A 14,113-nucleotide genomic window follows, 5' to 3' on the forward strand; every position below is an offset into this window, starting at 1 on the left:
GGCCGCGCTCATTCCCCGCGCTCGTCCTCGAAGTAGCGGGGCCTCGCCACGACGACGCCGGCGATCGCAGCCGGCACCGTCGAGGCCAGCAACAGCACGATCGGCCACGCCCAGTCGTCGGTGACATCGTGCAGCACTCCGACCGCGAGCGGGCCCATCGCGACGATCACGTAGCCCACGGACTGCACGAACCCCGAGAGCGCGACCGCTCCGGCGTGGCTGCGGGAGCGCAGGTTGATGAGCACGAGCGCGAGCGGGAACAGCATGGGACCGGTGCCGATGAACGCGACCCACAGCCACGTCGCGACCGCCGGGACGATGAGGAGCCCCAGGTATCCGACCACGAACGTGACGATCGCCACGGCGATGAGCAGCCGCACCCTGCCGTAGCGCGCGGCGACGATCGGCACGATCAGGCCGGCAGGCAGTCCCATCGCGGCGTACAGCGCGAGCAGTGCGCCCGCCTCGGCCGGAGTCGAGCCCGCGACATCGTGCAGGATCGACGGCAGCCACGCGAAGGCCGCATACGCATTGAACCCCGCCGCCGCGAACACGACCGCGAGCGACCACGCGACCGACGACCGCACGGCAGTCCGCAACTGGCCCCGATCCGCCTCCTCGGGGAGCTCGGCCGCAGACCGTTTCGGATGCACGACGAGCGCGATCCACGGCACGACCGAGAGCGCGGCCACGATCGCCCATTCGCCGAGCGAGACACGCCACCCCGCGGTATCCGCGACCGGCACCGCGATGAGCGGGGGCAGGAACGTGCTCACGGACATCGCCGTCACGTACACCGTCGTCATGAGTCCGATGCGATCCGGGAAATACCGCTTCACGAGCGGCGGCAGCAGCACGTTGCCGATGCCGATCGCGGCGAACGTGAGTCCGCTGGCCGCGACGAGGGCGATCGCCGACCCTGCGAGGCCGCGTCCGGCCAAGCCGACCGTGAGCGAAAGGAGCGACCCGATGAGCGTCGCCTCCAGTCCGAAGCGCTTCGCGATCAACGGGGTCACGACGCCGAACACCGCATAGCAGAGGGGCGGCAGCATGCCGAGGAACCCGACGAGCGCCGGTGCGAGCGGCAGCTCCGCCTCGAGCTGGCCGAGGATCGGCGAAAGCGAGGCGACCGCCGTGCGCAGGTTGAACGCGACGACGACGATGCCGATGAGGGCGAGCGAGCGCCCCGCCCAGAGTGGTCGGGGCGGGATCGAAGTCATCTCTTCGAGTCTATGGCGCCGTCGCGCGTCGAACTCCGTGGGTGGCCGGCGGGGAGATCTGCGGCGTGCGCCGGTCGCGGGCGGCGTTCGCGATCAGTCCGCCAGGATCTTCCGGGAACGGTCGACGTCGCCGCGCATGGTGTCGATGAGGTCGGGGATGTTCGTGAACGCCACCATGCCGCGGATGCGTTCGACGAACTCGATGTCGACGACATGGTCGTAGAGGTCGAGCTCGCGATCGAGCACGTACGCCTCGACCTGCTTCTTCGCGACGCCCTCGAACGTGGGATTGTCGCCGACCGAGATCGCGGCGGGATACCGTGTTCCGGCATCGGTGAGCCATCCGGCGTAGACGCCGTCGGCGGGAATGAGCCCCTCGGACTCGGGTGTGAGGTTCGCGGTCGGGAATCCAAGCTCGCGGCCGCGCTTGGCGCCGTGCACGACGATGCCCGACACCGTCGGGGTGTGCCCGAGCAGTTCGGTCGCGCGCCGCACGTCGCCCTCGGCGAGCAGCTCGCGCACCCAGGTCGACGACACGCGACGCCCATCGTGCGGGGTCACGTCGTCGACGACCTCGACCGTGAACCCGAACGTCGCACCGAGGTCGACGAGGAGGTCGACGTCGCCTGCGCCGCGGGCTCCGTAGCGGAAGTCCCGGCCGACGAGCACCGCCTTGGCCGCGAGCGTGTCGACGAGCACGCGCTCGACGAACTCGGTCGCCGGCACCGACGCCAGTGCGCGATCGAACGGGAGCATCAGGGTCGCGTCGAGGCCCGTCGTGGCGAGCAGTTCGAGCTTCTGGCGAACGCTCACGAGCGAGTCGGGGCACTTGTCGGGTGCGAGCAGCGCGAGCGGGTTGCGGTCGAACGTGACGACGGCCGACTTCAGCCCCTCGGCCTCGGCGATGTCGCGGAGCCGCCCGATCACGGCACGGTGCCCCTGGTGCACGCCGTCGAACTTGCCGATCGTCACCGCCGACGGGCCGAAGCCCGAGGGCACCCCTGCGAGGCCCTTGAAGATCTTCACGCGTCACCTGCCTCTGCCGTGTCGGGGTGCGACGGCGCGCCCGATGCGCCCGGCCCGGCCGGACGGTGCTTCGCGAGCCACCACATGCCGAGCACGGGCAGGACGAGCGGGATGTACAGGTAGCCGCGGCCGAAGCCCGACCAGACGGTGTCGTGCGGGAACAGGTCGGGCATCATGACGCTGATGGCGCCGACGACGATCACGCCCGTGAACTCGAACACGATCGTCGCCCACGCGACGCGGTACCACACGACTCCGGGGCGCACGAGCGCGATCGTGGCGACGATGTAGACGACCGCCGCGAGGGCCGAGAGCGTGTAGGCGAGCGGCGCCTCGTCGAAGTTCGACACGATCTGCACGAACGAGCGCCCGGTCGCCGCGAGCGCGAGCACCCCGTAGACGGCGACGAGCACCCGTCCGACGCCGCTCATGCGGGTCGACGGGCGCGCCTGCGCGGAGGCGTTCTGCAGCTTGCTCATGTCGCTCGATTCTCTCAGACGCGGGTCACGCCGACTGCACGGTCCAGATCTGGAACATGCGGTACACCATGACGCCGACCGCGAGCGCAGCGACGCCCAGGACGACCGTCGACCAGCGGTTGCGCTCGAGCAGCGCCCAGAACGCGGCGGCCGGCGGCAGCAGCAGCGCGCTGATGAGGTAGGTGTAGAACTCGAGCACGCTGCCGGTGGGCTCATTGCCGAATGCCGGGGCGAGGATCGCCACGACGAGCTGTACGACGAGGAGCACCTCGACGAGTGCGAGCGCGCCGATCGTGAGGTCGCTCGGCACCCGTCGGGCGAGCCCGAGCACGATGCAGAGCACGCCCGCGGCGACGGCCACGGCGAGCTGCACCCACGTGAACCACTCGATCACGACTGCACCTCCTGCGGGAATCCCGTGACGACCTTGAGTTGATCGCCGCGTCGTTCGACGATCGCGATGAGCCGGTTGCCGGGGCCGATCGCCGCGAGCGATGCATGCCGGTCGGATGTCGCGATCCGCGCCGCATCGACCGCGACGCGTTTGCCGTGGCCGAGGTCGACGGCCTCGGCGCCGGTGACCTCGACGACCGGCAGCGATCGCCTCGCGGCGTCGGCGGGGCCGATGAGCGACGCCGCGACGTCGAATCCCTCGAGCTCGCCCGCTTCGTCGACCGAGTACCGCCCGATGCGGCTGCGGCGCAGCGCCGTGAGGTGGCCGGCCGTGCCGAGCGCGGACCCGAGGTCGCGCGCGAGCGCGCGCACGTAGGTGCCCGACGAGCACTCGACGCGAACGTCGAGGTCGAGGCATCCGTCGCCTGTGCGGGAAGCGAGCAGCTCGAAGACCGACACCGTCACCCGGCGGGACGCCAGCTCGACCTGCTCGCCGTCGCGGACCCGCTGGTACGCGCGCCTGCCGTCGACCTTCACGGCGCTGACCGCGCTCGGGACCTGGTCGATCTCGCCGACCTGGCGGAGCATCGCGTCGCGGATCGACTCGTCGGTCAGCGCGGCGACCGCGGCACGATCGGCGTCGGTCGCCGGCAGCGGCTCGCCCTCGGCGTCGTCCGTCGTCGTGCCCCAGCCGAGCCGGATCGTCGCGAAGTACTCCTTGTCGAGCCCGACGAGGTAGTGCAGCAGCCGGGTCGCGCTGTCGACCCCGAGGACGAGCAGGCCCGTCGCCATCGGGTCGAGCGTGCCCGCGTGCCCGATCTTGCGGGTTCCAGCGAGGCGGCGCATGCGGGCGACGACGTCGTGACTCGTGATTCCCTGCGGCTTGTCGACGAGGAGGATGCCGCTGTTCACGCCCATCAGGCTAACAGCCGCGCCGACCCGGGTCGGCGCACGGCGGGCCACTGCGCGCCGCCTACGCTGGGACGGTGAGGATCGGGATCATCGGCGCCGGCGCGCTCGGAGGGACCTTCGCCGCCCTGCTCGCCCGGGCCGGCCACGACGTCGAGGTCACCGCGCGTGGCGCCGGATTGGCGGCCATCCGCGAGGGCGGCATCCGCATGAGCGGCGGGTACGGCGACGCGCACGCCGCGGTCACCGCTGCCGAGACGCTGCCGGTCCGGCCCGACCTCGTGCTCGTCTGCACGAAGGCGCAGGACGCGCCCGCCGCGATCACGGCGAACGCCGCGCTCATCGACGGCGTGCCCGTGGTGGTCGTGCAGAACGGGCTCGACGGCGTCGCCACCGCAGCACGGCTGCTGCCGCGGTCGTCGTGCATGGGGCTGCTCTCGATCATCGCCGCGAACTACACCGAGCCGGGCGTGGTGCGCGTCACGACGCCTGCGACGAGCTATCTCGGGCGCGGTGACGGCCCGGTCGACGCCGAATGCGTCGAGGTCGCGGCCGTGCTCTCCGACGCCGCGCCGGTCGTCGCGATCGACGGGTTCCGGGGCGCGCAGTGGACGAAGCTCATCGTCAACATGCTGAACGCCGTCCCCGCGATCGTCGGCGAGAGCGTGCAGGACGTCGTCGACGACCCCCGCCTGCGACGCGTCGTCGCCGCATCGATGCGCGAGGCCGTGCGCGTGGGCATCGCCCGGGGCATCCGCTTCGGGTCGTTGCAGGGGCTCGGCGACAGGCGGCTCCGCCTGTTCGCCAGGCTGCCGCTCGCGATCGGTCAGGTGCTGCCGTGGTCGATGCGGGTTCGCATGGGCGGAGTGCCCAACCTCGGGTCGACGCAGCAGAGCCTGCGCCGCGGCCAGCCCACCGAGATCGACTTCCTCAACGGGGCCGTCGTGCGCGAGGCATCCGCCGCCGGTCTCGACGCACCCGTCAGCCGGGCACTGACCGCGCTCGTGCATGAGGTCGAGCGGCGCGGTGAACCGCTCACTCCCGAACGCGTGCTCGCGGAGGTTCCGGTCTGACGATTCGGAGGTCAGCGCCGGGTCGGGTGGCCCGGATCGGACAGGTCGACGACCGCCGACGCGACGACGCGCGGGTCGCGCTCGCCATAGGCGAGGACGTCGGCCGGGTCGGTGGGATCGCCGTCGATGGCGATTCGAACGTCCCAGAGCCCGGCGAGTCGTTCACGCAGCACGAACCGGCCGTCGATGACGAGGATCGCGTCCTCGGGGCCGGTGATCCACTTCGGCTCGACCCAGGCATCGCGGGCGGGATCGAACACCCGGGTGACGAACGCGGTCGAACCGCCCATGCGGAACGGCTCGACGAGAACCCGACGGAGCGCCGACTCGTCGATGCCGTACCCGACGTATCGCGCCGGCGTGTCGGCCCCATAGCCGGCTTGCGCCGCCCTGGAACGGTGGAAGTCCTCGGTGCTCGCGCGGAACACCGCATGCTCGCGCTCGCGGAGCACGTCGGCGAGGTCGTCGGCGAACCGGGACTTGCCGCTGCGCAGCGGGCCGTCGATCGCGACGATCATCCGGCCGTGCCCGTACTGGGCCACGATCTCATCGGCGAGTGCGCGCAGGAACGTGACCCTCGGCGTCGTGACGAGTCGCATGCTCCGAGCCTAGCCGCGAGCAGCGCCCGCGCAGGGTCGGCGCATAAGCTGAGCGGATGTCGCGCCGCACGCAATCGCCGATCGCCGACACGCTCATCGCCTGGTTCGCAGATGCCGCGCGGCCCCTGCCGTGGCGTGCCGCCGACGTATCGCCGTGGGCGGTGCTCGTGAGCGAGTTCATGCTGCAGCAGACGCAGGTCGCCCGCGTCATCCCGCGGTGGGAGGCGTGGATCGAGCGCTGGCCGACGCCTGCCGCGCTCGCCGCCGCGCCTCCCTCCGAGGCGGTGCGGGCGTGGGACCGGCTCGGCTACCCACGGCGGGCGCTCTGGCTGCACCGGGCCGCGTCCGAGATCGTCGAGCGCCACGGCGGCGAGGTGCCGCGCGACCTCGATGCGCTCCTCGCGCTGCAGGGCGTCGGCCCCTACACGGCGCGGGCGATCGCCGCGTTCGCGTTCGGCCTTCGACATCCGGTGGTCGACACGAACACGCGGCGCGTGCTCGCACGCGCCGCCGCCGGGCAGGGCGAGCAGGGTCCACCGTCGACGGCCCGCGACCTCGCCTCGATGGAGGAACTCCTGCCGGATGACCCGTCCTCGGCGCGCATCGTGAACGCGGCGACCATGGAACTCGGCGCCACGGTGTGCGTCGCCCGCGCCCCGCGCTGCGACGCCTGTCCGATCGCCGATGCGTGCGCGTGGCGGCGCGCCGGCTACCCGCCCTACGAGGGTGCCCGGCGCACCGTGCAGGCGCGCTTCGCGGGCTCCGACCGGCAGGTGCGTGGGCTCGTCATGCAGGAGCTCCGTGCCGCGCACCGCCCGATCGGCCGGGTCGAGCTCACGCCCGTCTGCGCCGATGCCGCCCAGCTCGACCGCGCGATCGCGGGGCTTCTCGCCGACGGCCTCTTGGTCGGCGACGCCTCGGGCTACCGCCTTCCCGAACGGTGACGGCTCTGCACGCGAGTGCAGGACTCCCGGCGACCCGCGGCATCGAGTGTGCGAATATGCAGGTGTGGCATCCCTGAAGCTCCCGCCGTCGCGGCCGAACCCAGACGACCTGCTGGTGCTGCTGGCCGTGGCGCGGGCGGGCCGCTACACGACGGCCGCGGCCGAGCTCGGCCTGAACCACACGACCATCGCCCGCCGCATCGGGGCCCTCGAAGCCGCGCTCGGCGGGCGCGTGCTCGCGCGGGGCGCGGCCGGTTGGGTGCTCACCGCCCTCGGCGACCACGCGATCGCGGCGGCCGAGGGCGTCGAACGGGCGCTCGGCGCGCTCTCCCCCGAGTCGGCGAGGCTCTCGGGAGTGGTGCGCCTCTCGGCGACCGACGGCTTCAGCGGGTTCATCGCGGCACCCGCGATCGTCGCCGTGCGCCGCACGCACCCCGACGTGTCGCTCGAGATCGTCGCCGCGCAGCGCCGCGCCGCCCAGCAACGCGTCGGCGTCGACCTCGAGGTCGTCGTCGGGAAGCCGCACGTGAACAGAGCCGAAGCGGTGCACCTCGCCGACTACGCTCTCGGCCTGTACGCCAGCCGCGCGTACCTCGAAGAACACGGGATGCCCCGGACCACGGCCGACCTCGACGGCCGCCCGCTCGTCTACTTCATCGAGTCGATGCTGCAGGTCGACGCGCTCGACGAAGCACGTCGCTCGACGCGACGCATGGTCGACGCCGTCTCGAGCACCAACGTGTTCGTTCACGTCGACGCGACCCGTGCGGGCGCGGGGTACGGCCTCCTGCCGGCGTTCCTCGCCGACCGGCACGACGACCTCGTGAGGCTGTTCCCCACCGAGATCGACGAGCGACTGCCCTACTGGCTGGTGTGCCGGCCCGAGGCGCTGCGCCAGCCGGTCGTGCTGGCCTTCATCACCGCCATGCAGGCGCGGATCGCCGACGTCGCCGCCGACCTCCGCGGTAACGGCGGACAGCGCTGAGGCGGTCTGACCCTAGCGCGCCCGCCCCTCGTCGGCGACGTCGACGGCGTCACCGTCGAGCTCGTCGTCGTGGTCGTCGTCGCCGTCGAGTTCGCGCGGCTTCACGTACGGGTCGGCCTCGCCGGCGTACTCGGCCGTCGAGGCGAGCACGCTCGTCTCGACGTCGCGCTCGCGCGCCTCACGGAGCAGCTCCTCGATGTGCTCGGCGTTCTCGGGGATCGCGTCGGCGATGAACTCGAGCGACGGCGTGAGCCGCGCCGTGATGTTGCGGCCCACCTCTGAGCGGAGCATCCCGGTCGCCGCCCTGAGAGCCAGTGCGGAATCGCGACGTTCCTCATCGGTGCCGTAGACCGTGTAGAAGATGCTCGCGTGCTGCAGGTCGCCCGTGACGCGCACGTCGGTGATGGTCACGAACCCGAGCCGCGGGTCGCGCAGGCCCTTGTCGAGCCGCTTGGCGACGATCTCTTTGATGCGGTCGGCCATCTTCCTGGCCCGTGCGGGATCAGCCATGGTGCAGTGTTTCCTTCCGAGCGAAGCCGGGGCGGCGAGCCGCCCCGGCCGTTCGATTAGGCGCGAGGCTTCTCGCGCATCTCGATCGTCTCGATCTCGTCGCCGACCTGGATGTCGTTGAACTTGCCGAGGCCGATGCCCGCCTCGAAGTCCGTGCGGACCTCGGTGACGTCGTCCTTGAACCGGCGCAGCGACTCGATGGCGAGGTTGTCGCCGACGACGACGCCATCGCGGATGACGCGAGCCTTGGCGTTTCGCGTGATCGTTCCCGACCGCACGATGACACCGGCGATGTTGCCGAACTTCGAGGAGCGGAACACCTCGCGGATCTCGGCGACACCCGACTGGACCTCTTCGTACTCGGGCTTGAGCATGCCCTTGAGCGAGCTCTCGATGTCGTCGATCGCGTTGTAGATGACCGAGTAGAAGCGCACGTCGACACCCTCGCGGGCGGCGCGCTCACGCGCCTTGACGTCGGGGCGCACGTTGAACCCGATGACGATCGCGTTGTCGATCGTCGCGAGGTCGATGTCGCTCTCGGTGATGGCACCCACACCGCGGTGGAGGATGCGCAGCTGCACCGACTCGTCGACCTCGATCTTCATGAGCGACTCCTCGAGCGCCTCGACGGCACCCGAAACGTCACCCTTGATGATGAGGTTGAGCGCCTCGACCTTGCCCTCTTCGAGTGCGCGCGTGAAGTCCTCGAGCGAGATGCGCTTGCGGGCCTTGGCGAGCTGGGCGTTGCGCTCGACGGCCTCGCGCTTCTCGGCGATCTGCCGCGCGGTGCGGTCCTCCTCGGTGACGAGGAAGGTGTCACCCGCTCGCGGAACGCTTGAGAGGCCCTGCACCTGCACGGGACGCGACGGCGTCGCCTCGGCGACCGCGTCACCGTTCTCGTCGGCCATCGCACGGACGCGCCCATAGGCGGTGCCGGCGACGATCGCGTCGCCGACCCGGAGCGTGCCCGACTGGATGAGCACGGTCGCCACGGCGCCACGGCCCTTGTCGAGCTTCGCCTCGATGGCGACGCCACGCGCGTCCTTGTCGGGGTTCGCGCGCAGGTCGAGCCCCGCGTCGGCGGTGAGGAGCACCGCGTCGAGGAGTTCCTGGATGCCGATGCCCTCGCGAGCCGAGACATCGACGAACAGCACGTCGCCGCCGTACTCCTCGGCCACGAGGCCGAATTCGGTGAGCTGCTGGCGCACCTTGGCAGGGTTCGCGTCGGGCTTGTCGATCTTGTTCACCGCCACCACGATCGGCACGTTGGCCGACTGCGCGTGGTTCAGCGCCTCGATCGTCTGCGGCATGATGCCGTCGTCGGCCGCGACCACGAGGATCGCGATGTCGGTCACCTGGGCGCCACGGGCACGCATGGCGGTGAACGCCTCGTGACCGGGGGTGTCGATGAAGGTGATCGCGCGGTCGACGCCCTCGTGCTCGGTGTGCACCTGGTAGGCACCGATGTGCTGCGTGATGCCGCCGGCCTCGCCCGCGACGACGTTCGCGTTGCGGATGGCGTCGAGCAGGCGCGTCTTACCGTGGTCGACGTGACCCATGACGGTGACGACCGGCGGACGCGGCATGAGGTCTTCATCGGTCTCGTCCTCGAGCTCCTGCTCGAGGTCGATGTCGAAGCCCTCGAGGAGCTCCTTGTCTTCGTCTTCGGGCGACACGACCTGGATCTTGTAGCCGAGTTCGGCGCCGAGCACCTCGAAGGTGGCCTCGTCGAGCGACTCGGTCGCAGTGGCCATCTCGCCGAGGTGGAAGAGCACGGTGACGAGCGAACCGGGGTTCGCATCGATCTTGTCGGCGAAGTCCGAGATCGATGCGCCGCGGCGCAGTCGGATGACGGTGTTGCCGTCGCCGCGGGGAACGCTCACGCCGCCGAGCGACGGGGCCTCCCGCATCTCGAATTCCTGACGCTTCGTGCGCTTCGACTTGCGGGCCTTGCTCTTGCCGCCACCGCGACCGAAGGCGCCTGCCGTGCCACCGCCGGGACCACGACCACGGCCGCCGCCGCCCGCGGGACGCGGGCCGCCGAAGCCGCCGCCTGGCGCGCCGCCGGGACGCTGGAAGCCGCCGCCGGCACCGCCGGGACGAGCGCCTGCGCCACCGCCGCCGGGACGCTGGAAGCCGCCGGGACGACCGCCGGCACCGGCCGGGCGGGGGGCGCCGGGGCGCGGCGAACCGGGTCGCGGCGCCTGCGGGCGCGGGATGTTGCCGGGGGTCGGCCGCTGGCCCATGCCCTGCGAGCTCGAGAACGGGTTGTTGCCCGGTCGGGGCTGGGCGGGACGCTGTCCCATGCCCTGCGAGCTCGAGAACGGGTTGTTGCCGGGGCGCGGGGCACCGGGACGCGGGGCGCCGGCCGGACGCGGGATCGCGCCGCCGGGCTTCGGCCCGGCCGACGGCTTCGCGACATCGGACGACGCTGCGGCAGCGGGCTTCTCGGCCTGCTCTGCCGCCTGCTCGGCCTTCTCGGCAGCCGCATGCGCGGCCTTCTCTTCGGCCTGGGCCTGGCGTTCGGCGACCGTGAGGGGCGCGTCGGCCGCGGGCGCCGCGGGTGCGGCGGGTGCGGCGGGCGCCTCGGCGACAGGCTTCGGGGCCGGCTTGGGGCCGGGCTTGGCGCCGGTCGCCGCGGGCTTGGCCGCGGTGGCGGGCGCGGGAGCCGCCGCCTTGGCAGCGGCGCCGTCGGCCTCGAGCGCCGCCTTCAGGCGACGCGCGACGGGGGGTTCGATGGACGACGAGGGTCCCTTGACGTACTCGCCCATCTGCTTGAGCTTCTCAAGCGCGATCTTGCTGTCGACACCGAGTTCGGATGCGATCTCGTGTACGCGTGGTTTGGCAGCCACTTCTCTCCTGTTCCGGGCCCGACCCCGGACAGGGGCGGACCATCAATGGCGGACGGGTCTCATTTCGAGCCGCTCATGAGTTGTCCATTTGCCTTCAGCCTGTTCTCTACGTTGCTGGTGTCCGGTTCACCGCGGAGGCGGAGCGCGCGCGTGAACGCGCGTCGCCGCACGGCGAGCCGGTAGCACTCGAGTGTCGGATGCAGCCACGCACCCCTTCCCGGAAGCACGGCCGAATCATCTGCGATGACGTGGGAGTTCTGGGTGACGACCCTCAGAAGTGAGGACCGCGGGGAGCGCGAACGGCATCCGATGCACGTTCTGACGGGTTCCATGGTACACCTCTGGGCTGGGCGCCCGACGCCACGGGGGCGGCGGGCGCGGCAGGCGTCAGTTCGACTCGAGGATCGAGTCGGGCTGGATGTCGATCTTCGCACCGGTCAGCTTGGCGGCGAGGCGGGCGTTCTGGCCCTCCTTGCCGATCGCGAGCGAGAGCTGGTAGTCGGGCACGAGCGCCCGCACGGCGCGGGTCGACTCATCGATGACGAAGGCACTCGTGACCTTCGCCGGCGACAGGGCGCTCGCGACGAACGTGGCGAGATCGTCGGACCAGTCGACGATGTCGATCTTCTCGGCGCCGAGTTCTGCCGTGACCGCGCGCACGCGCTGGCCGAGCTCACCGATCGCGGCACCCTTGGCGTTCACGCCCGGCTGGTTCGCACGCACCGCGATCTTCGTGCGGTGACCCGCCTCGCGGGCGAGCGAGACGATCTCGACGACGCCCGACGCGATCTCGGGCACCTCGAGGGCGAACAGCTTGCGCACCAATGCCGGGTGGGTGCGCGAGACGGTGATCGACGGGCCTTTCGTGCCCTTCGCGACGCTCGTCACATAGACCCGGATGCGCTGGCCGTGCGGGTACTCCTCGCCCGGCACCTGCTCTTCGGGCGGCAGGATCGCCTCGACGGTGCCGAGGTCGATGTGCACCATCTTCGGGTTGGGCCCCTGCTGGATGATGCCGGCGACGATGTCGCCCTCACGCCCGCGGAACTCCCCCAGCACCGCGTCGTCGGCCAGGTCGCGCAGGCGCTGGTTGATGACCTGCTTCGCCGCGAACGCCGCGATGCGCCCGAAGTCGCTCGGCGAGTCCTCGGCCTCGCCGATGACGTTGCCCTCGTCGTCGAGCTCGGGTACGAACACCGAGACGTGACCGGTCTTGCGATCGAGGTGCGCGCGGGCCCCGTTGGGGTTCGCGTGGCCGTGCTGGCCGGGATTGGTGTGCTTCAGGTAGGCCATCAGGATGGCCTGTTCGATGATCTCCACCAGTTCGTCGAACGGGATCTCCTTCTCGCGCTCCATCATGCGAAGCACGCTGAGGTCGATATCCATCGCCGGCCTCCTCTATTCAGCTCTCAGTGCCGCGCTCCCCTCGGAGTCGGCAGGACTCCACGATACCCGCTCGACGCGGGCAGGGGCATCCGCGCGGACGACGCGTCATCCACGCCGCATGCCCTCCGGCTTCGCCGCTCAGCCCGGCGATGGCGGCATGAGCGGAGGCGTGGCGACCGCGGGCGCAGACGGAAGCTCGTTCAGCGCGCGGATGAGGCGGTGGAGCCGGCCGACCCGGTGCCCATCCGGCACGAGTACGATCCGGGCCAGGTTGAGCGCATCGCCATCCTCCCGCTCAGGGCGGAGCGGCTCCGTGCGTTCGATCCGGCCCGTGGCCAAGAGCTCGCCGAAGCGCTCGTTCAGCCCGTCGATCTCAGCGTCGCTCGGCGCGGCGTTCAGCCGCAGCACGAGGCGCGAGCCGACCCAGCGCAGGGAGTCGTAGTTGCGCCAGAAGCCGGTGATCTCGCGAGCGGCCTCGGCCACGGAATCAGTGACGAGCACACGATCGAGATCGTCGCGAGAGATCACGCCCGCCGGGACGAGGGTGTCGTCGACGAAGCGCCTCAGGCCCTCCCAGAAGCCGACGCCCGGCGGGTCCAGCAGCACGATCGGCATGGGTTCCGCCTTGCCGGTCTGCTGCAGGGTGAGCAGCTCGAACGTCTCGTCGAGCGTGCCGAACCCGCCGGGCAGGCAGACGAAACCACGAGACTCCTTGACGAGCATGAGCTTGCGGATGAAGAAGTACTTCATGGTGACCCGGCTCGCTGCCGCGATCGCCGCATTCGGCTCCTCCTCGAACGGCAGCCGGATCGAGACCCCGAGCGCGCGACCGGGCCCTGCACCGGTGCTCGCGGCCTCCATGATGCCGGGGCCGGCGCCGGTGACCACCATCCATCCATCTCGGGCGAGGGCGGTGGCCAGCTCATGAGCCTGGCGGTAGGACGGGTCGCTCGGCGACGTGCGTGCTGAGCCGAACACGGTGACCTTCGGAACGTCGGTGTACGGCTCGAACAGGCGGAACGCGTCGCGCATCTCCTCGAGCGCGACCGCGGTGATCTTCAGGTCGAGCCGTCTCGTGCCGTCGGTGCCGAGGCGGAGGCCCGACAGCAGGATCCGTTCGATGAGGCTCCGGTTCTCGCGGATCCCCGCCTGATCGAGCAGGGCATCGACGCTCTTCAGGAGCTGGTCACTGAGGTTCTCGCCGGCACTCGGCTGGGGCTGAACGGTCATGCCTGCAAGCCTCCCACGCCCCGCGCTGTGGTCGCGGGCAGCGATCGCTTTCTTCCCCCTGCTCTGGTGCACTCGCGGATCGTGTGGGCAGAGATCGCCCTTCGGAACGTCCAGAGCACGCATCTTCGCCCACTCGATCGCCTCAGCGAGGCATCGCATCCCCGATGCGGCGGCGGCGGGTCTCCCGGAGATCAGCCAGGAACTGCTCGGGCGCCCGGAGATCGGCCATGGTGACGCGGATCACCACCCACCCGACGGCCTCGAGCGCTCGCCGCCGTGCGATGTCATCGTGCCACCGACGTGGATCGAGTCGATGCTCCTCGCCCTCGTACTCGATCGCGATCCTGAGCTCGGGGTACGAGAGGTCGGGATGCAGGACGACCCCGTGGCGAACCGGAACCGGTGCGGCGATGATCGGCTCGGGTAGGCCTGCACGCATGATCGCAAGTCGAGTGAGCGTTTCCCGGCGGGAATCGACCCCGGTCCGTACGAACTCGATCGCCTCGT

Annotated in this window: 15 protein-coding genes; 3 read left to right on the plus strand and 12 right to left on the minus strand. The window is 71.0% G+C overall.

The window, feature by feature from the left end; translation table 11 throughout:
• Positions 1-8: 8 nt before the first annotated feature.
• The 5 genes from LQ757_RS16400 to truB form a co-directional block, all read right to left on the minus strand.
• Positions 9-1,220, minus strand: a complete 1,212-nt coding sequence (locus LQ757_RS16400) for an MFS transporter (RefSeq protein ID WP_231048342.1) — start codon at positions 1,218-1,220, stop codon at positions 9-11.
• Positions 1,221-1,313: 93 nt separating this feature from the next.
• Positions 1,314-2,246, minus strand: coding sequence for a bifunctional riboflavin kinase/FAD synthetase (locus tag LQ757_RS16405; protein ID WP_231048343.1), 933 nt, complete (start codon positions 2,244-2,246; stop codon positions 1,314-1,316).
• The gene (locus LQ757_RS16410; protein ID WP_231048344.1) at positions 2,243-2,725 is read right to left on the minus strand and encodes a hypothetical protein; all 483 of its coding nucleotides are present in this window, start codon (positions 2,723-2,725) and stop codon (positions 2,243-2,245) included. The genes LQ757_RS16405 and LQ757_RS16410 overlap by 4 nt, the downstream gene beginning before the upstream one ends.
• Positions 2,726-2,750: 25 nt before the next feature.
• The gene (locus tag LQ757_RS16415) at positions 2,751-3,119 is read right to left on the minus strand and encodes a hypothetical protein (RefSeq protein WP_231048345.1); all 369 of its coding nucleotides are present in this window, start codon (positions 3,117-3,119) and stop codon (positions 2,751-2,753) included.
• Positions 3,116-4,036, minus strand: a complete 921-nt coding sequence (truB, locus tag LQ757_RS16420; protein WP_231048705.1) for a tRNA pseudouridine(55) synthase TruB — start codon at positions 4,034-4,036, stop codon at positions 3,116-3,118. Before truB ends, LQ757_RS16415 begins: the two co-directional genes overlap by 4 nt.
• Before the next feature lie 68 nt (positions 4,037-4,104).
• On the opposite strand from truB, the gene LQ757_RS16425 reads away from it, so the two are divergent.
• Positions 4,105-5,100, plus strand: a complete 996-nt coding sequence (locus LQ757_RS16425; protein ID WP_231048346.1) for a ketopantoate reductase family protein — start codon at positions 4,105-4,107, stop codon at positions 5,098-5,100.
• Between the two features lie 11 nt (positions 5,101-5,111).
• On the opposite strand, the gene LQ757_RS16430 is transcribed toward LQ757_RS16425, so the two are convergent.
• A complete protein-coding gene (locus tag LQ757_RS16430) occupies positions 5,112-5,699 on the minus strand; it encodes a nucleoside/nucleotide kinase family protein (protein WP_231048347.1) in 588 nt (195 codons plus the stop codon).
• Between the two features lie 56 nt (positions 5,700-5,755).
• Here LQ757_RS16430 and LQ757_RS16435 point away from each other — a divergent pair, with 56 nt between their 5' ends.
• Both LQ757_RS16435 and LQ757_RS16440 read left to right on the plus strand, forming a co-directional pair.
• The gene (locus LQ757_RS16435; RefSeq protein ID WP_231048348.1) at positions 5,756-6,643 is read left to right on the plus strand and encodes an HhH-GPD family protein; all 888 of its coding nucleotides are present in this window, start codon (positions 5,756-5,758) and stop codon (positions 6,641-6,643) included.
• Positions 6,644-6,707: 64 nt separating this feature from the next.
• A complete protein-coding gene (locus tag LQ757_RS16440; RefSeq protein ID WP_231048349.1) occupies positions 6,708-7,628 on the plus strand; it encodes a LysR family transcriptional regulator in 921 nt (306 codons plus the stop codon).
• Between the two features lie 12 nt (positions 7,629-7,640).
• Here LQ757_RS16440 and rbfA read toward each other — a convergent pair whose 3' ends face one another.
• The 6 genes from rbfA to LQ757_RS16470 all read right to left on the minus strand — a co-directional run bounded on the left by rbfA (position 7,641) and on the right by LQ757_RS16470 (position 14,045).
• Positions 7,641-8,138, minus strand: a complete 498-nt coding sequence (rbfA, locus tag LQ757_RS16445) for a 30S ribosome-binding factor RbfA (RefSeq protein WP_231048350.1) — start codon at positions 8,136-8,138, stop codon at positions 7,641-7,643.
• Between the two features lie 56 nt (positions 8,139-8,194).
• Positions 8,195-10,990 carry a translation initiation factor IF-2 gene (infB, locus tag LQ757_RS16450; RefSeq protein WP_231048351.1) on the minus strand — a complete coding sequence of 932 codons (2,796 nt, stop codon included), beginning with the start codon at positions 10,988-10,990 and terminating at the stop codon, positions 8,195-8,197.
• Positions 10,991-11,049: 59 nt separating this feature from the next.
• Positions 11,050-11,322 (minus strand): YlxR family protein, encoded by a 273-nt coding sequence (locus tag LQ757_RS16455; RefSeq protein ID WP_231048352.1) that lies wholly within the window; start codon positions 11,320-11,322, stop codon positions 11,050-11,052.
• Positions 11,323-11,377: 55 nt separating this feature from the next.
• Positions 11,378-12,376: a transcription termination factor NusA gene (nusA, locus tag LQ757_RS16460; RefSeq protein ID WP_231048353.1), complete on the minus strand. Its 999-nt coding sequence runs from the start codon at positions 12,374-12,376 to the stop codon at positions 11,378-11,380.
• A gap of 138 nt (positions 12,377-12,514) precedes the next feature.
• A complete protein-coding gene (locus LQ757_RS16465; RefSeq protein WP_231048354.1) occupies positions 12,515-13,606 on the minus strand; it encodes an LOG family protein in 1,092 nt (363 codons plus the stop codon).
• 142 nt (positions 13,607-13,748) lie between these two features.
• Positions 13,749-14,045, minus strand: coding sequence for a putative endonuclease domain-containing protein (locus tag LQ757_RS16470; RefSeq protein ID WP_231048355.1), 297 nt, complete (start codon positions 14,043-14,045; stop codon positions 13,749-13,751).
• Positions 14,046-14,113 lie beyond the last annotated feature (68 nt).

Origin of the sequence: Agromyces cavernae (genome assembly GCF_021044935.1) — a bacterium.
Taxonomy (GTDB): Bacteria; Actinomycetota; Actinomycetes; order Actinomycetales; family Microbacteriaceae; genus Agromyces; species Agromyces cavernae.

Coding starts and splice junctions, on each gene's coding strand:
- rbfA (WP_231048350.1), bottom strand. CDS start 8,138: ATGGCTGATCCCGCACGGGCCAGGAAGATGGCCGACCGCATCAAAGAG.
- nusA (WP_231048353.1), bottom strand. CDS start 12,376: ATGGATATCGACCTCAGCGTGCTTCGCATGATGGAGCGCGAGAAGGAG.
- LQ757_RS16435 (WP_231048348.1), top strand. CDS start 5,756: ATGTCGCGCCGCACGCAATCGCCGATCGCCGACACGCTCATCGCCTGG.
- LQ757_RS16470 (WP_231048355.1), bottom strand. CDS start 14,045: ATGCGTGCAGGCCTACCCGAGCCGATCATCGCCGCACCGGTTCCGGTT.
- LQ757_RS16410 (WP_231048344.1), bottom strand. CDS start 2,725: ATGAGCAAGCTGCAGAACGCCTCCGCGCAGGCGCGCCCGTCGACCCGC.
- truB (WP_231048705.1), bottom strand. CDS start 4,036: ATGGGCGTGAACAGCGGCATCCTCCTCGTCGACAAGCCGCAGGGAATC.
- LQ757_RS16455 (WP_231048352.1), bottom strand. CDS start 11,322: ATGGAACCCGTCAGAACGTGCATCGGATGCCGTTCGCGCTCCCCGCGG.
- LQ757_RS16400 (WP_231048342.1), bottom strand. CDS start 1,220: ATGACTTCGATCCCGCCCCGACCACTCTGGGCGGGGCGCTCGCTCGCC.
- LQ757_RS16430 (WP_231048347.1), bottom strand. CDS start 5,699: ATGCGACTCGTCACGACGCCGAGGGTCACGTTCCTGCGCGCACTCGCC.
- LQ757_RS16465 (WP_231048354.1), bottom strand. CDS start 13,606: ATGACCGTTCAGCCCCAGCCGAGTGCCGGCGAGAACCTCAGTGACCAG.